Below are 17,716 nucleotides of genomic sequence, written 5' to 3'. Positions count from 1 at the left end.
TTAAATATTATAATATACAATGTTATTTTTTTCCAGTTCGGGCAATTTAACCGGTTGGTTAAATATGGCAAATACCGACGAGCCGCTGCCACTCATTAAAGCGAATGTAGCGCCTGCATTATATAAACTGGTTTTTATTTGACGAATTTGGGGGTACTTATCGAATACCGATTGCTCGAAATCGTTGGTAACCTTATATTTCCATGTTGTTAAGGGCAAATGTATGATTTCTTTCAGGGATTGCAAAGGCTTTTGCGCTTTTATACCGGCGTAAGCATCGGCCGTGCTTACATGAACAGGTGGTTTTACCAAAACAAGATAATGCGATGACAAATCAAGCTCGAGTTTTTCAAATTCATCGCCTTTACCAAAAGCATAAACGGGCTTATTTTCGATAAAAAATGCACAGTCTGCACCTAATTGCCTGCAATAAACCTGCATTTGCTCAACAGACAAACCTAAATTAAACTTTTCATTAGCCAGTTTAATTAAAAAGGCAGCATCCGCAGAACCACCCCCCAAACCTGCACCAACCGGTATATTTTTTAACAACGTAATTTGCTGCGGAGGAATTTTGAAATCTTCTTTAAGCAACATAAAAGCTTTTAAGCAAATATTGTCAGTTGCATCTCCAGGAACATCTATTCCCTTAACCGTACAATTGGTTTTAGGCGCATCCGTTATTTCAAGGGCATCGTTAACCTTAATTGGATAAAAAACAGTTTCGAGGTTATGGTAATCATCATTACGCTTCCCAGTTATGTTTAGGCCTAAATTAATTTTTGCGTTTGGAAAAGATAACATGCTAAATCTTGAGTTGTGAGTCTTAAGTTTTGGGCCTATGGTGCAAAATCAACTGCAGGCACTAAGGGCAAACATACAAAATGTTTAAAAAAGAGAATTGTAGAAAACTAATGACGGTTACATTTGATTAAATTTAGATATTTGCAGTGAATTAATTATTTAGAATTTGGAAGCCTCCCGGCGTATAGATTATGAAACAATACTTAGATTTAATGCAGCATGTGCTGGATAACGGAGCGCAGAAACATGACCGAACCGGAACTGGAACCATTAGTGTTTTTGGCTACCAGATGCGCTTTAACCTTCAAGAAGGTTTTCCGATGGTAACGACCAAGAAATTGCATTTAAAGTCTATTATCCATGAGTTGATCTGGTTTTTAACTGGTGATACAAATATTAAATATTTAAAAGACAATGGGGTTCGGATTTGGGACGAATGGGCAGATGCTGATGGAAACCTTGGCCCTGTTTATGGATCGCAGTGGAGAAGCTGGCCTACGCCTGATGGAAAACACATTGATCAGATTAGTAACATCATCAACACCATAAAAAACAACCCCGATTCACGCCGCATCATTGTTTCTGCCTGGAATGTGGCTGAAATTGAAAGTATGGCCCTACCGCCCTGCCACGCATTTTTTCAGTTTTATGTTGCAGATGGAAAATTAAGCTGCCAGTTGTACCAACGCAGTGCCGATATATTTTTGGGCGTGCCTTTTAATATTGCTTCTTATGCTTTATTAACCTTGATGGTAGCACAAGTTTGCGGATTGGAGGCCGGTGATTTTATCCATACTTTGGGCGACGCACATTTATACAACAACCATATTGAGCAAGCCAACCTACAGTTAAGCCGTGAGCCAAAAACTTTACCTACGATGAAAATCAATCCTGCAGTAAAGAGCATATTCGATTTCAAGTTTGAGGATTTTACCTTAGAAAATTATGAGGCACATCCCCACATTAAAGGGATTGTAGCCGTTTAACGTTAATTCAACTGTTCCTTGGTTCAATTGTTCATTTTAGTGGTATATATCTCCAATTATCCTTTATAATTAAATAATGGAAGAATTATGAGTTACAACAAACTTGAAGATTTGGAAGTTTATATTCTTGCTGAGGATTTATCAAATGAAATTTTGGACATTACAACCTAAATGGAACTTTTTTGAGCACTTTAGCGAAACACATTAACAAATAACTAATGACCAGTGAACCAAAAAAAACTTCGCTTTCTATTGCAGTTGCAGTTGGCGAAAATTATGCGATTGGCAAAAACAACCAGCTTTTATGGCATATGCCGGCCGACTTAAAATTTTTTAAGCAAACCACCAGTGGCCATACTGTTATTATGGGCCGTAAAACTTTTGAATCAGTAGGCAAACCATTGCCAAATAGAAGAAATATTGTAATTACCCGTGATACAACCTTGAAAATTGAGGGTGTAGAGGTGGTAAATAGTCTGGATGAGGCTATATCGATTAGTAAGGATGAAGAAAAAGACGTATTTATTGTTGGTGGTGCTGAAATTTACAGGCAGGCTTTACCCAAAACAGATACTTTATTTCTAACCACTATCCATCATAACTTCGATGCGGATACATTTTTCCCAGAAATTGATAGAAACGAATGGAAAGTATTGAGTAGCGAACCACATAAAGCCGACGAAAAAAACAAGTATGATTATACTTTTGAGGTTTTAGCGCGTAAATAAATCAAATGACTACAATTTGCGGCCCGAAGTTTCGTACCCGGCAATGTCTAAATCCCGATTAAGGCAAATGCCTTGCCACCTAAACCCGATATTCGTGGATGCCGGTTTTCTCCGGCAGAAGCATTAGCGGGACGGAACTGAGATAAAAAGCCACTGCCCCTGCTTTTCAAATAAAAAGCAAGCACGAAATGCCGCAATTTTGGCAAACCTGAGTGTAACAGGAGCAATGATAAATGCTTCGTAAAAATTAATCTTAATAAATTATCAATTAAGGGGTTCTATAATTTAAAAATTTAATTAGATTTGCCGACTTGTTAAAAAACAGCGAAAGACAAATTATTTTAAACAAACAATGCAAGGAAAAGGTTTTATTAAGTTTATAGCGGTAGTATTGGCTATCGTTTGTGCGTACGCACTTTCCTTTACTCTGGTATCATCCAGCGTAGAGAAAGATGCTAAAAACTATGCTAAAGGGGATATGGCCAAAGAAAAGGCTTATCTGGATTCGATGAGCACAGTTAAGGTTTATCCTTTATTAGGCTTCACTTACCAAGAAGTTAAATCTAAGGAGATTAACTTGGGTTTAGACTTAAAAGGTGGTATGAACGTAACGATGGAGATATCGTTATCAGAATTAGTTAAATCTTTAGCGGGCAACCCTACTGATGCTAATTTTAACAAAGCATTGCAAAATGCGCAAACCCAACTGAATGCTGGTGGTAAAGATTACATCAAATTATTTATTAATGAATTTGAAAAATTAAGCCCTGGTGTAAAACTTGCAGATTACTTTTCTAATCAGGATAACGCTACTCAGTTAAAATCCACAGCAAGCAATGGTGAAGTTCAATCTTTCTTAGAGAAAGAAGCAACAAGCGCTATCGACCGTTCATTCTACATCTTACGTTCACGTATTGATGGTTTTGGTGTGGTAAGTCCTAACATGCAAAAACAAGAAGGTAGCAACCGCATCTTAATCGAGATGCCGGGTGTTCAGGATAAAGACCGTATTTCTAAATTGCTTCAGGGTTCTGCCGAATTACAATTCTGGCAAGTTTACCAGGTACAGGAAGTTCTTCCGGTATTAGAAGGGATTAACAAAACTTTAGCCGCTACTTTAAAAGATACTAAAACTGCTGCTAAAGATACTGCTGCTGCTCCGGCTGCTGGTGGTAAATTAGCGGGCTTAGAAAAAGCTGCAGCAAAAGATTCTACCGATAAAGGTGGTAAACTTGCAGGCTTAGGTAAAAAAGATTCTACTGCTGTTAAAGCAGAATTAGCAAAATCTAACCCTCTATTCTCGGTATTAAGTGTTCCTACTTATACTGCAGAAAACGGACAACAACAATTACGTCCGGGACCAATTGTAGGTTGGGTAGCTCAAAAAGATACGGCTAAAGTAAATGCATATTTCAAAATTCCTGAGGTTGCTGCATCTATTCCTTCTACTATGAAGTTTATGTGGAGCGTTAAGCCAATGGAAAGCACTAAAGTTTTCGAACTTTATGCCATTAAAGCCGTTAATGCTGATGGTAAACCAGATTTAGGTGGCGAGTCTATCAGCGATTCACGTAATGACTTTGATCAGAAAGGTAAACCAGAAGTAACCATGTACATGACCAGCGAAGGTGCTGCAAAATGGAAAAAAATTACTGCTGAAGCTTCTGCTGACAGGAATAACTTAAAAGCGATTGCTATTGTATTGGATAACGCAGTATATTCTGCTCCAACCGTACAGAACGAAATCCCTAATGGTGTATCTTCCATTACAGGTAATTTTACTCAAAACGATACCAAGGATTTATCAAACATCTTAAAAGCTGGTAAATTACCTGCTCCGGCACGTATTGCTGGTAGTTTCGTAGTTGGTCCTACCTTAGGTGCTCAGGCCATTCACGATGGTCTAATCTCTTTCGTAATTGCGTTTATTGTAATCCTGGTTTTCATGGCCTTGTATTATCACCGTGCAGGCTGGGTGGCCAACTTTGCTTTGTTGTTAAACTTATTCTTCATCATTGGTATTTTGGTATCATTAGGTGCAGTACTAACATTGCCAGGTATTGCGGGTATCGTACTAACCATAGGTTTATCGGTTGATGCAAACATCCTGATCTTTGAACGTGTACGTGAAGAACTTGCTCATGGCAAAAGTACTTCTGCTGCAGTTAAAGAAGGTTTTAAACATGCAATGCCTTCAATCATTGACTCAAACGTAACCTTGTTTATTTTAGGTGGTATTCTTTATGTTTTCGGTAGCGGGCCGGTTCAAGGTTTCGCAACTACATTATGTATCGGTATCCTTTCTTCATTATTTGCAGCCGTAGCCATTTCGAGAGTTGTTTTCGAATCGTTATTAAACCGCAAAATTGAAGTTAGTTTTGATAACAGCGTAACCCGTAACGCATTTAAAAACATCAGCTTTAACTTTGTTGGCCGTCGTAAAATTTATTACGTAATCTCTACCATCATTATTGTTGCGGGTATTGGAATGTACTTTAAAAATGGTGGTTTAAACTTAGGTGTTGATTTTAAAGGTGGTAGAACATACTTAGTTCACTTTGATAAAGCAGTAAATACTGAAGATTTAAAATCGAAGTTAAACCCTGTATTTGGTAATGAAACCCCTGAGGTTAAAACTGCAGGTGAAGACAGCCAGGTTAAAATTACCACAACTTTCCACATCGAAGATCAGGACCCTAAAACAGATAAAGTTGTTGAAGATGCTTTAAACAAAGGTTTAGCCGGTTCTAAATACGAGATTGTAAGTTCGCAAAAAGTTACGCCAATTATTGCCAGTGATATTGTAAATGGTGCATTCTACGCTGTATTGATCTCATGTTTATTCATGTTTATCTATATCGTAGTACGATTTAAAAAATGGCAGTATGGTTTAGGTGCGGTAATTGCATTATTCCATGATGTGTTAATGGTATTATCTTTCTATACTATTTTAGACGGTATTATGCCATTCTCATTAGAAATTGGTCAAGATTTCATCGCAGCAATTTTAACGGTAATGGGTTACACCATGACTGAAACTGTTGTTGTATTTGACCGTATCCGTGAGAAATTAAAAGAGTCTGGTAAAGAAGATTTACATGGAGAAGAACGTAACCACTTAATCAACTTCGCATTGAACAGTACATTAAGTCGTACCATTTTAACTTCATTAACTGTATTCTTCGTGTTATTGGTTATCTTTATTTTCGGTGGAGATAGCATCCGCGGGTTTATCTTCGCATTGTTAATCGGTCGTATTATTGGTACTTATTCATCATTATGCATCTCTACTCCTATTGTAATTGATTTGGGTAGTTCAGCTGAGAAGAAATAAATCTCAAACATATTCAAAAGCAAAGGGCATCTTTTTAAGATGCCCTTTTTTGTTTTAGCCAAAATCTTAATCTACTTTCGGAAAAGATTTAGATACCAGATGCAAAACATTATTTACAGAATATTGGCGGTGGATGAACTTCATAAGATCGTTGAAATTGACCGGGCTGAAGACATACAACAATCTTATCTATATGAGAATGGTGCACTCCGGCTGCATCCTACGCCCGAAGTAGTTAAAGCTTTTGAGCCTGTAGAAATAAACAATCTCATTCAAAAACAGATCCAAATCAAGGTTCAGGGTGGAGAAATTTTAGGCGCATTTACAAATGGAATTTTAATTGGAGTAAGCTCCATTGAAAATAAAAAGAGAGGCTCAAAACTCGAATACTGCAAAATGGATATTTTGTATGTTAGTAAAGGGTACCGAGGAAAGCAGATTGGGCACCGTTTAATTTTGGAAATCAGGAATATTGCCAAAAAAATGGGCGCAAAAAAACTCTATATCTCTGCCACCCCTACCAAAGCCACAATAGATTTTTATTTCAAAGAAGGTGCACGTATCGCTAAAGAAAGAGATCAGGAACTATTTTTACTGGAACCATTGGATATACATCTCGAATTGGATGTATAATAGTTTCGCCTCCATTTTAATGTTTATTTAATATAATTTTACTTTCATATTTCTAACAAATTCAAACTATTCTATCCTCCCCACGTTCTGCTTAAGCGCATAATTATTTTACATTTGTATATATAAAACCCAAAATAATGGATTTAGAACTTCCTAAAAGTGAATACCCAAGAATAGTGATAGTTGGTGGTGGTTTTGGTGGTATTGAGTTAGCAAAAAGATTAAAAAACAAACCCTTTCAGGTGGTTATGCTGGATAAGCACAATTACCATACGTTCCAGCCTTTACTTTACCAGGTTGCTACTGGAGGTTTAGAACCTGATTCTATTGCTTTTCCACTTAGAAAAATTTTTAAGGGCCAAAAAAATCTCATTTTCAGGGTTACAAAAGTTACCGAAATCAACGCTGCAGAAAACTGCATTTTAACCGATATAGGTTCAATTAAATATGATTACCTGGTATTGGCAACCGGATCGACCAGTAATTTCTTTGGCAATCAGGAAATAGAAGACAACTCTATGCCTATGAAATCTATTCCGGAAGCTTTGGATTTAAGAAGTATGATTTTACAAAATTTCGAAAAGTCACTCATTGAAACCAATCCGGATAAAAAAACAGCTTTGTTAAACTTTGTTGTTGTAGGTGGTGGTCCAACAGGTGTAGAAACATCCGGAGCCATTGCAGAGCTTAAAAAGCATGTCATTCCTAATGATTATCCCGAATTAAACCTAAGCAAGGTTAATATTTACCTCATTGAAAATTCGCCCGAACTTTTAGGTGTAATGTCGCCCCAGGCACAAAAAAAATCAAAAGACTTTTTATTGGAAATGGGTGTGAATGTGATGAACAGCACACGTGTGTTGGGTTATGATGGGCAAACACTTACTTTACAGGATAAGCCGGCTATACTGGCCTCTACAGTAATTTGGAGCGCTGGTGTTAAAGGACAGGTTATCCCGGGTTTGGATAAAGCTGAAATTGTTAGAGGTGGAAGGTTAAAAACCGATACACAGAATTTAATCTCTGGTTACCCAAATATTTATGCCATTGGCGATGTTGCCGCAATTATTGATGAAGAAACGCCAAACGGACATCCCGGTGTTGCTCCCGCTGCTATTCAGCAAGGGCATCAGCTGGCTAAAAACCTGATTAATATAAAAGAAAATAAACCTTTAGAGAAATTTAAGTACTTTGATAAAGGCTCGATGGCCACAGTAGGCAGAAATAAGGCAGTAGTAGATTTAGGTAAAATCCGTTTTCAAGGCGTTTTTGCCTGGTTTACCTGGATGTTTGTACACTTAATGACTTTGGTTGGTTTCAGAAATAAAATTATCGTATTTGTAAACTGGCTTTGGTGTTATTTTAGTTATGACAGAGGCGCAAGACTGATTATCAGAACTTTTGCTAAAGACAGAAGTATAGATTATCGTGATGTTGCGGAAGTTGAAGAAGTTAAAAAAGTTTGATCTCAAAATTTATAAATGACTTATAAAATATTAACGCCAAATAAAAAGATTGCATTGGTTGCGCATGATAACCGCAAAGATGATCTGTTAAACTGGGTAACTACAAATCGTGATGCATTTGCTGGTCATGAATTGCTCGCTACAGGCACAACCGGCAAACTGATTGAAGAGCGGTTAAACTTACCTGTTAGAAAGTTGTTAAGTGGCCCCTTAGGTGGCGACCAGCAAATTGGCGCTTTGATTGCCCAGGGAGAAATTGATGTTTTAATCTTTTTCTGGGATCCAATGGAAGCCCAGCCACACGATCCGGATGTTAAAGCCCTTTTACGCATTGGCATAGTTTGGAACATTCCAATGGCCTGCGATGTAGCAACAGCTGATTTTTTAATATCTTCGCCTTATATGCTGGGAAATTATCAGGTAGCGCTGACTGATTACGACGCTTATAAAAATAGAACTTTATAATTAAATTGGGTAATAGGCAGAACAAAAGCAATTCCTTTTTTATAGAGCACCTCACTTAACATTGCTCCCATACGCTTAAATCATCATAAAAGAATAACCAAATGAGCCAAAATCCATTTAAATTAGTAGAATGCCCCCGTGATGCCATGCAGGGTTTACACGATTTTGTCCCTACTGAACTTAAATCTAAATACCTGAATTTATTGCTACAAGTGGGTTTTGATACGTTAGATTTTGGAAGTTTTGTATCGCCAAAAGCCATTCCGCAGCTGGCAGATACCAAAGAAGTGCTTGCTAATTTAAATTTAGAACAAACAGATACAAAATTGCTGGCTATTGTAGCCAATTTAAGAGGTGTTGAAGAAGCAGTAACACATGAGCAGGTTCATTACCTCGGTTTCCCATTTTCGATCTCAGAAACCTTCCAGCAACGCAATACCAATTCGAGCATCTTACAATCATTAAATACCGTTGAAGAAATGATTTCGCTTTGTGGTAAAAATAACAAAACTGCTGTAGTTTATTTGTCAATGGGTTTTGGTAACCCTTACGGCGATGAGTGGAATTATGAAATCGTAGAGCAGTGGGCTGATACTTTAGTGAATAAGGGTGTTCAAATACTTTCTTTGGCCGATACTGTAGGAGTTTCTACTCCTGAAAAAATTGAAAGTATCTTACCAAAGCTCATTTCAAAATTTGAAAATATTGAAATTGGTATTCATCTGCACTCAACCCCTGCCGAACGTTTTGAAAAAATTGAAGCGGCTTATAATTCGGGCGTAAAAAGGATTGATTCTGCCCTGAAAGGTTTTGGAGGATGCCCAATGGCAGCTGATGACCTTACCGGGAATATTGCCACTGAAGATGTAATTCGTTATTTAAATACTAAAGGTGAGAATTTAAACCTTAATATGGACAAATGGAATGAGGCAATGGCCTTATCCAGTCAGATTTTTGGATAAATATTTCTTACATTATTTTTAAAAGAATAATGTAAGAAATACCCAATTTTATCCGTTAACTCTTTTATACATCATATTACTTACGATATTAATCACTGTTTTTCGTGGGAAAACTCTTGGAATAAATGAAGTTAAATAGTTTGCAAAACCAACAATTTTAAAGCTTTTTCCATTCAGCATACTTTTAATTCCCGCTTCGGCTACAGTTTCGGCGCTATCCGCACTCATTCCTTTCGTATTTGCTTTTGCAATGCTCTGAAAACCGGTCGTAGTATTTCCCGGGCAAAGTGCCGTAATGGTTAACCCTTTTTTATAGTATTCTCCATGCAAGGCCTCCGAAAATGCTAAAACGAATGATTTACTTGCACAATAAACGCCAACATATGGACAAGGCTGTAAAGCACCTGTTGAAGCTACATTTATAATTCCCCCCATTCCTTTTTCCAGCATGCCAGGAATAAATAAATGCGTCAGTTTAACGAGTGCATTAATATTAAGCTCCAGCATATCATCGTACGCTTCAATAGTTTCATCTAAAAAGTTAGTCCATTTACCATAGCCTGCATTGTTAACCAATAAATCAACGCTCAGCCCTGCTTTTATAACCTGGCCATAGAGTTTTTCCGGCGCTTCTTTTCTAACTAAATCGTTTGCAAAAACAAATACCCTAATGCCATATTTATGATTCAACTTTACAGCTAATTCTTGTAATTTATCTTCTCTCCTGGCCGTTAAAATCAAATCTGCCCCCATTTCGGCTAATTTATAAGCGAAAGCTTTGCCAATACCTGATGATGCGCCTGTTACCAAAGCAACTTTTCCTTTAATACTTTTCATCTTTAAAATATTCTTATTTTGAAGATGTAAAGTTCAACAGCGGCACAAAAAAAATACTGAACAAATGTTAAGAAATAGAGGCGGCCTTTTTTCTTATCCGGCTTAACGACTGGGGTTCTATACCTAAATAAGAAGCTATATATTGTAAAGGAACATTCTGGATAATTTCTGGATAATTTTTCATCAAATTATAATAACGTTCATCTGCCGGAAGTGTGATCATGTCCAAGGCTCTTTGCTCATTATAAAGTAATGATTTTTCGTAAATGATTTTGCCGAAAGCATCCCAGTTTGCGCTTTTCTGATAAAGAAGATCAAGGTTATTTCTACTGATTTTCAGGAAAATACAATCTGTTACGCATTTAACATTATCCGATGAAATTCTTTGGTTTAAAAAACTATTAAATGAAGTAATAAATCCAGGTGGGCAGTTAATATGTGTGGTTATTTCATTGCCATTCTGATAATGAAAAACACGGACAAAACCACTGTTGATAAAGTATAAATTTCGTGGAATTTTATCTTCCACTTCTAAGAAATCATTTTTTTTATGTTTAACAGGCTCAAATAATGTTTTTACTAAATTAACATCCGCCTCATTTAAATTTATATGGGCAGCAATCAGATCTAAAAGTTTGTGATGGGCCATAATTGTAAGTTTAAAGCAAAAGCAATTAAACTTTTTTAACCATTTTAAAGTGCTGTATACCCGCTTCCTCAAATTGATCGCCTTCGGCAACAAAGCCGAATTTAGCATATAAACTCATTGCATCCAATTGAGAATTCAGGTAAATATAATGTGCATTATCAGGCAAATCAGACAGGGCTTCAGCAATTAAGGCACGCCCAACTCCCATGCCTCTAAATTCTTTTAGCACTGCAAAACGTTCCAGTTTATATCCTGCATCAGTTTTACGCCAACGGCACGCGCCGCAGGGTTGTCCGTTGTGTGTTGCCAAGAAATGTATAGACTCATCCTCATATTCCCATTCCAACTCTGGCGGGCAATTTTGTTCTTCTACAAAGACTTTTTTGCGTATGGCAAAAACCTTTTCTAAATCTTCAGGGTGATTTACCTTTTGAACCAGCAAACTCATTATTTCTGACTTTTAAAGTGTTTATTTGTTTTCAATTTTAACTCATTCAGTTCTGTTGCAACATCAATTGAGTGAGAACAGTGAATATCGGCTTCTTTTTTGGCTAATGTAGACAGCGCAACGTAAAATTTATGCAACTGATCTAATTCTTTTTCTGTCAGGTCTTCTATATCCACCATGCGGTTGCTTGCCCTTTCATGCGCTGCAATTAACTCATTTAATTTTAACTGAATGGCCTTCCCATCTTTATTTTGTGCCTTTTGGATTAAAAACACCATTAAAAAGGTTATAATTGTTGTTCCGGTATTAATAACCAACTGCCAGGTTTCAGAATAATTGAATATTGGGCCACTTACCGCCCAGATAATTACAATTGCAGTGGCAGCAATAAATGCAACAGAGCTGCCTGTAAATTTTGTTGCCGCATTGGCAAACCGCTCAAAAAAACTATTTTTTTTCTCTTTTTGATTAGAATTCTTCATTATATTTCATTTGCTTAAATATAACACATAACAAAGAAAAGCGCCATAAGTTTTTATACCTATGGCGCTTTTGTTTTTAGTAGAAAAGTGTAATGTCAAAATCGTTATAACATAAAAACCTTTCTGCTTTTTATAACTTATCGTTTACATTAATGCAATTTAAATCTTCAAAAGCAGTAGTTAAGCGCTTTACAAAAGTTTCTTCGCCTTTACGTAACCAAACGCGTGGATCGTAATATTTTTTATTTGGTTTATCATCACCATCAGGATTACCAATCTGACCTTGAAGATAAGCTTCGTTCTTTTTATAATACTCTAAAATACCTTCCCAAAATGCCCATTGCATATCAGTATCAATATTCATCTTAATCGCACCATAAGAAATTGCTTCTCTGATTTCTTCCTGAGAAGAACCTGAACCACCGTGAAATACAAAATTAATTGGCTTTTCGGCCGTTAAATTAAATTTCTCTTTAATGAAATCCTGAGAATTTTTCAAAATTACCGGTTGCAATTTAACATTACCCGGTTTATAAACACCATGTACGTTCCCAAAAGCTGCAGCAACAGTAAAACGAGGAGAAACTTTACTTAATTCTTCGTAAGCATAAGCAACCTCACTTGGCTGGGTATATAATTTTGAGCTGTCTACATCACTATTGTCTACACCATCTTCTTCTCCACCGGTTACACCAAGTTCGATTTCGATAGTCATATTCATTTTAGCCATACGGGCCAAATATTTAGCAGAAATTTCCATGTTTTCTTCAATCGGCTCTTCTGATAAATCAAGCATATGCGATGAAAACAAAGGTTTTCCAGTTTCAGCGAAGAATTTTTCACCATGGTCTAAAAGGCCATCAATCCAAGGCAATAATTTTTTAGCGGCGTGGTCTGTATGTAAAACCACAGCAACACCATAATGTTCTGCCAATAAATGTACATGTTTAGCCGCCGATACAGCACCTAAAATACATGCTTGAAGTTTCTCATTATCTAACGATTTGCCCGCATAAAACTGAGCACCGCCATTTGATAACTGAATCATAACAGGCGAATTTACTGCCTTTGCAGTTTCTAAAACCGCGTTAACTGTATTTGTACCAGTAACGTTTACTGCCGGTAAAGCAAACTGATGTTTTTTAGCCTGCTCAAATAATTCTTGAACGGCATCTCCGTAAATTACGCCTTTATAGCCTTTTAAACTCATTTCTTGTTAATTTTATTAAGTCCGAAGTTATAAAAAAAAATAACATTTCAAGCTTTTATAACAACAGTTTTATACCTTTAATATCAAAATAAGGCCTATTTAGTGTATAAACTACATTATCCATAGTGTAAATATTACACACCATGAAAAATTACCAAATTCCAATAATCAATAATCAAACCATACTAAACACCAGGCGAGTTTGATTATTGTGATTTGATGATTGGTTATTCTTTATCTTAATTATATTTTTCGTTTCTTTGCAATCCGATTCTTTAAAAAATTATATGGCTTGGTTTAAAAGAGAAAATAAAGGTATCATTACCACAACTGAAGAGAAAAAAGAAGCACCTGATGGTTTGTGGAATAAATGTCCAAATTGTAAAAAACCGCTACATCAGGCAGAACTACAGGAAAACAAATACGTTTGTCACTATTGCGATTACCATTTGAGGGTAGGATCAAAAGAATATTTCGAGGTTTTATTTGACAATAACGAGTTTAAAGAGCTTTTTGCTAATTTAACTTCCGGCGATCCGCTTAACTTTAACGATAACAAACCTTATACAGAAAGAGTTGTTGAAAGCCAGGCTAAAACAGGCCTGAAAGATGCAATTCGTGCTGGTGTAGGTAAAATGGAAGGACAAGAACTTGTTATTGCTTGTATGGACTTTGCCTTTATCGGTGGTTCAATGGGATCTGTAGTTGGTGAAAAGATTGCCCGCTCTATTGATTATAGCATTAAACATAAAATTCCTTTCCTGATGATTTCTAAATCAGGTGGTGCCCGGATGATGGAGGCTGCATTCTCATTAATGCAAATGGCCAAAACATCAGCCAAACTGGCTTTACTAAGTCAGGCTAAAATTCCTTACATTTCTTTATTAACCGATCCAACCACAGGGGGTGTTACAGCTTCTTATGCTATGTTGGGCGATATTAACATTGCAGAACCTGGTGCGTTAATTGGTTTTGCAGGTCCGCGGGTAATTAAAGAAACGATTAAAAAAGATTTGCCTAAAGGCTTTCAAACCTCTGAATTTGTTTTAGAACATGGTTTCCTTGACTTTATCGTTGACAGAAGGGCAATGAAGGCTAAAGTGGCTGCCTTCATTAAAATGATGAACAATTAATTAGTATTACTTTTTATATTTTTTCTAAAAAGCAGGGCTTTGGAGTTTAGGTTACTCCTTCCCTGCTTTTTTTGTATCTATTCTTTAAGGAATTATTTTAATTTTAAAATAAATAAAATCCAAATGAAGAAACTACTCCTTTTCATCTGCCTATTTGCATCAGGATATTTAGCAAAGGCTCAAGATCAAAAACCAAAAGTTGCTTACGATGAAGTACTGGCTAAAAAACTCGATGCTGATAACTATGGAATGAAAATGTATGTGCTGGTTATTTTAAAAACGGGCACAAATACAACAGCTTCAAAAGTGCAAACGGATAGTCTTTTTGCTGGTCACATGAAAAATATTGGTCATCTGGTCGAAATTAATAAGCTAATTGTAGCCGGACCACTTGCCAAGAACGATCATTCCTATCGTGGTATTTTCATTCTCAATGCAAAATCGCAGGATGAAGCCAAACAATTACTAAAAACTGATCCGGCCATTAAAAACAAACTGTTAGATTTTGAGTTATTTAATTGGTATGGCTCGGCGGCATTATCGGAGTACTTACCTTTTCACGATAAAATTCAAAAAGCAAGTTTCTAAATAACCTCTTCTGCATGAAATCTATATTATTACTTTCAATTATATTATTTTTATCCATAAAATCTTTCAGTTTCTTCAAACAAGATTCGGAAAAGAACTATAAGGGAAAGATTGGAAACTATGATGTTTATGTAACCTTAAAGAATAATGGAAACTCATTTTCTGGAAGTTATTTTTACGAAAGAAAAGGAATTGAGATCAAGCTAATGGATGGTAAACTCGAGAACAATCAACTTACCTGTTTTGAAACCGATTATTTAAACAATAAAACTGCAAAAATAACTGGCTCCTTAAAAAATGGAATTTTCATCGGAATCTGGAAAAATTTAACCACTCAAAAGGAACTTCTGGTTAAACTCCGGATATCCCCCATAAAATATAAGCCGCTACCAAAAGTGATCACTGGAAATTACAGTGTAACCGAATCTGATAATGATTGCAAACTAAGCATCAAAATTAGTTATGTTAAAGGTGAATATGTTTATTTACTTAAAACAACCAAAAGAGAAAAAAAAGGCAAAGTTTACTTTTCCAGAATGGAAGATGGTAATTACATTACTTTTTCGGGTTTACCAGGCGATGAAAACCAAGGTGATTTGGAAGGTGCATTTAATGATGGTGAAATTGCAATTCAAAATTATGGAAACTCCATGAATGAATATACTCGATTATCAGAGTGTGGTGATAAGTACATTCATCTTATCAAAAGACATTAAACCTAACAAAGTTATTTCAAGTTCAATATTGGAGTAAATTCTCAATGGAAGGTTGTTATAGTTTATCCTCCAGTGCAACATTTCTATTAACTTCCGGCTAAGCATAGCTTAATTCTTAATTTAGCTTAATCAATTAACTGGAAAAATTATGAATAAAAAATTACTATTGCCCTCACTCCTTTTATTTACCTCTTCTATTGCTTTTGCGCAAAACAATAAGGTAATTGATGGAATTGTTAAAGAGGTAAATGAAAATTCGCAGCTGGAAAAACTGGCACATGAACTTTTAGATGTTGTTGGTCCGCGTTTAGTTGGCAGCCCTCAAATGAAACAAGCAAATGACTGGGCTGTAAAAAAATACAGCGACTGGGGTATTTCTGCTAAAAATGAAAAATGGGGCGAATGGAGAGGCTGGCAAAGAGGCATTACCCATATCGATTTAATTAGCCCGCGGGTACGATCATTAGAGGGTACACAACTGGCCTGGAGCCCATCAACCAATGGAAAAGCCATCAATGCAGAAGCTATTATTTTACCGGAAATTACAGACTCTGTTTCATTTCAAAAATGGTTGCCGGCTGTAAAAGGAAAATTGGTTATGATTTCTATGAATCAGATTTCAGGCCGTCCTGAAAAAAACTGGGAAGAATTTGCAACTAAAGATCTGTTTGATAAATTTAAGAAAGAAAAAACTGAAGCAGCAAAAGCATGGGCAGCAAAAATTGCAAAAACAGGCTTAAATGCTAAAAACTTAGCTTTAGCGATAGAAAATGCTGGTGCTGCAGGTATCATCATCAATAATTGGTCTCAGGGCTTTGGCGTTGATAAAATTTTTGGTGCAAATACAACTAAAATCCCTACTGTAGATTTATCTGTTGAAGATTATGGCTTGGTTTATCGTTTGGCACAATACGGCTCGAAACCTACCATTAAAATTGAGGCAGAATCTAAAGAAATGGGTGTTGTACCTACCTTTAATACCATTGCAGAGCTTAAAGGAAAAGAAAAACCAAATGAATATGTAATGTTATCTGCGCATTTCGATTCGTGGGATGGTGCAAGTGGTGCAACCGATAACGGATCGGGTACAATTATGATGATGGAAGCGTTAAGGGTATTAAAGAAATTTTATCCTAACCCTAAAAGAACCATCCTGGTAGGCCATTGGGGCAGCGAAGAGCAAGGTTTAAATGGCTCAAGGGCTTTTGTCGAAGATCATCCGGAAATCGTAAATAACCTTCAGGCTTTATTTAACCAGGATAACGGTACGGGCAGAGTCGTAAATTTATCAGGACAGGGATTTGCAAAAGCAAAAGACTTTTTAACACGTTGGCTGGCAAAGGTTCCTGATACGATTAAAAACCAGATTAAGACGAGTTTTCCTGGTGCTCCGGGCGGTGGTGGATCAGACTTTGCATCTTTTGTGGCTGTTGGTGCGCCTGGTTTCTCGTTAAGCTCTACAAGCTGGGATTATGGCACGTACACCTGGCATACAAACCGCGATAGCTATGATAAATTAGTTTTCGATGAAATTAGAAGCAACGTGATTTTAGCGGCGATTATGGTTTATATGGCCTGCGAAGATCCTGAGAAGACCTCAAATGAAAAGGTGACCGATTTGGGCGTAAACGAACGTACAGGCAAACCAAATACCTGGCCTGAGCAAAAGAAAGCTACCCGAAAAGGAGGATTATAAAGACTATCCATTATAATATCTTATTATTAAGAGGCTTTTCTTTAGGAAAGCCTCTTTTTTGTTTAATTTCGCCCTCTTTATAATAAAATACTATTACTGTATGAAAACTGAAATCTGCCATTTTTGGGTTGGAAATTTTAAATCAGAAGATTTATTTTATGATTTTTTTGAAGAAGACAAGCGATTTTATGAAAATGAATCAAATTCAGATGGCTATGTTTCAGAATTTTCGGCGTCACAATCAGAAAACTGGATTGACTTTGACTTTTTAGAATGCGGTTTTGAAAATAATGCCAAACCTGTTAACGAAAAGTTTGGCAAGTATTCTTATGCAGCGAAATGGATGGATGCCTTAGAAACTAAAATTAATGCACTTAACTTAACCGATTTAAATGCCATTGCTTTTATCAACAAAAGTGAGATTGAAAATCCTGTAAGTGTAAACAGAAAGAATTTCGATTTGCATTATCTTGGAGAAATTGAATACGAGGTTTAAAAAAATATACGCTTAAAGTGAGAAAAGGCATACAGAGTTTATCAAAAAAAACCTCTGTAGCCGCTAAATACCTTAGGATAATA

The 17,716-nt window shown here is 36.4% G+C and carries 18 protein-coding genes; 12 read left to right on the top strand and 6 right to left on the bottom strand.

Translation table 11 applies throughout. The annotated features are described in order from the left end of the window. Positions 1–804 (bottom strand): 4-(cytidine 5'-diphospho)-2-C-methyl-D-erythritol kinase, encoded by an 804-nt coding sequence (ispE, locus tag R2Q77_RS06110; protein WP_316802831.1) that lies wholly within the window; start codon positions 802–804, stop codon positions 1–3. A 191-nt stretch (positions 805–995) separates the two neighbouring features. On the opposite strand from ispE, the gene R2Q77_RS06105 reads away from it, so the two are divergent. The 7 genes from R2Q77_RS06105 to R2Q77_RS06075 all read left to right on the top strand — a co-directional run bounded on the left by R2Q77_RS06105 (position 996) and on the right by R2Q77_RS06075 (position 9,378). Beyond that, positions 996–1,790, top strand: a complete 795-nt coding sequence (locus tag R2Q77_RS06105) for a thymidylate synthase (protein ID WP_316802830.1) — start codon at positions 996–998, stop codon at positions 1,788–1,790. A 218-nt stretch (positions 1,791–2,008) separates the two neighbouring features. After that, complete coding sequence (locus R2Q77_RS06100; RefSeq protein ID WP_316802829.1) at positions 2,009–2,518, top strand: dihydrofolate reductase; 510 nt, start codon at positions 2,009–2,011, stop codon at positions 2,516–2,518. Between the two features lie 352 nt (positions 2,519–2,870). Next, complete coding sequence (gene secDF, locus R2Q77_RS06095; protein ID WP_316802828.1) at positions 2,871–5,852, top strand: protein translocase subunit SecDF; 2,982 nt, start codon at positions 2,871–2,873, stop codon at positions 5,850–5,852. A gap of 99 nt (positions 5,853–5,951) precedes the next feature. After that, positions 5,952–6,485, top strand: coding sequence for a GNAT family N-acetyltransferase (locus tag R2Q77_RS06090; RefSeq protein WP_316802827.1), 534 nt, complete (start codon positions 5,952–5,954; stop codon positions 6,483–6,485). Between the two features lie 137 nt (positions 6,486–6,622). Beyond that, a complete protein-coding gene (locus R2Q77_RS06085; protein ID WP_316802826.1) occupies positions 6,623–7,951 on the top strand; it encodes an NAD(P)/FAD-dependent oxidoreductase in 1,329 nt (442 codons plus the stop codon). Positions 7,952–7,966: 15 nt separating this feature from the next. Further along, positions 7,967–8,416 (top strand): methylglyoxal synthase, encoded by a 450-nt coding sequence (locus tag R2Q77_RS06080; RefSeq protein WP_316802825.1) that lies wholly within the window; start codon positions 7,967–7,969, stop codon positions 8,414–8,416. A 101-nt stretch (positions 8,417–8,517) separates the two neighbouring features. Next, a complete protein-coding gene (locus R2Q77_RS06075; protein WP_316802824.1) occupies positions 8,518–9,378 on the top strand; it encodes a hydroxymethylglutaryl-CoA lyase in 861 nt (286 codons plus the stop codon). Positions 9,379–9,426: 48 nt separating this feature from the next. On the opposite strand, the gene R2Q77_RS06070 is transcribed toward R2Q77_RS06075, so the two are convergent. The 5 genes from R2Q77_RS06070 to fbaA form a co-directional block, all read right to left on the bottom strand. Then, complete coding sequence (locus R2Q77_RS06070; protein WP_316802823.1) at positions 9,427–10,215, bottom strand: SDR family oxidoreductase; 789 nt, start codon at positions 10,213–10,215, stop codon at positions 9,427–9,429. A gap of 67 nt (positions 10,216–10,282) precedes the next feature. Next, positions 10,283–10,864 carry a Crp/Fnr family transcriptional regulator gene (locus tag R2Q77_RS06065; protein ID WP_316802822.1) on the bottom strand — a complete coding sequence of 194 codons (582 nt, stop codon included), beginning with the start codon at positions 10,862–10,864 and terminating at the stop codon, positions 10,283–10,285. A gap of 25 nt (positions 10,865–10,889) precedes the next feature. Continuing rightward, positions 10,890–11,312 carry a GNAT family N-acetyltransferase gene (locus R2Q77_RS06060; protein WP_316802821.1) on the bottom strand — a complete coding sequence of 141 codons (423 nt, stop codon included), beginning with the start codon at positions 11,310–11,312 and terminating at the stop codon, positions 10,890–10,892. Then, positions 11,312–11,794 carry a low affinity iron permease family protein gene (locus R2Q77_RS06055; protein ID WP_316802820.1) on the bottom strand — a complete coding sequence of 161 codons (483 nt, stop codon included), beginning with the start codon at positions 11,792–11,794 and terminating at the stop codon, positions 11,312–11,314. Before R2Q77_RS06055 ends, R2Q77_RS06060 begins: the two co-directional genes overlap by 1 nt. Positions 11,795–11,924: 130 nt before the next feature. Then, positions 11,925–13,004 carry a class II fructose-bisphosphate aldolase gene (gene fbaA / locus R2Q77_RS06050; protein WP_025143873.1) on the bottom strand — a complete coding sequence of 360 codons (1,080 nt, stop codon included), beginning with the start codon at positions 13,002–13,004 and terminating at the stop codon, positions 11,925–11,927. A gap of 287 nt (positions 13,005–13,291) precedes the next feature. On the opposite strand from fbaA, the gene accD reads away from it, so the two are divergent. The 5 genes from accD (at position 13,292) to R2Q77_RS06025 (ending at position 17,633) form a co-directional block, all read left to right on the top strand. Then, positions 13,292–14,137: an acetyl-CoA carboxylase, carboxyltransferase subunit beta gene (accD, locus tag R2Q77_RS06045; protein WP_316802819.1), complete on the top strand. Its 846-nt coding sequence runs from the start codon at positions 13,292–13,294 to the stop codon at positions 14,135–14,137. Positions 14,138–14,260: 123 nt separating this feature from the next. Continuing rightward, positions 14,261–14,725: a YciI family protein gene (locus tag R2Q77_RS06040; protein ID WP_316802818.1), complete on the top strand. Its 465-nt coding sequence runs from the start codon at positions 14,261–14,263 to the stop codon at positions 14,723–14,725. A gap of 14 nt (positions 14,726–14,739) precedes the next feature. Further along, entirely contained in the window at positions 14,740–15,441 is a 702-nt protein-coding gene (locus tag R2Q77_RS06035) for a hypothetical protein (protein WP_316802817.1), read from the top strand. 148 nt (positions 15,442–15,589) lie between these two features. Further along, positions 15,590–17,137, top strand: coding sequence for a M20/M25/M40 family metallo-hydrolase (locus tag R2Q77_RS06030; RefSeq protein WP_316802816.1), 1,548 nt, complete (start codon positions 15,590–15,592; stop codon positions 17,135–17,137). Positions 17,138–17,237: 100 nt separating this feature from the next. Next, positions 17,238–17,633 carry an immunity 22 family protein gene (locus tag R2Q77_RS06025; RefSeq protein ID WP_316802815.1) on the top strand — a complete coding sequence of 132 codons (396 nt, stop codon included), beginning with the start codon at positions 17,238–17,240 and terminating at the stop codon, positions 17,631–17,633. The last annotated feature ends 83 nt before the right edge of the window (positions 17,634–17,716 follow it).

Source organism: Pedobacter nototheniae, assembly GCF_032678625.1.
Taxonomy (GTDB): Bacteria; Bacteroidota; Bacteroidia; order Sphingobacteriales; family Sphingobacteriaceae; genus Pedobacter; species Pedobacter nototheniae_A.
This window is presented reverse-complemented; position numbering and strand designations above follow the sequence as displayed.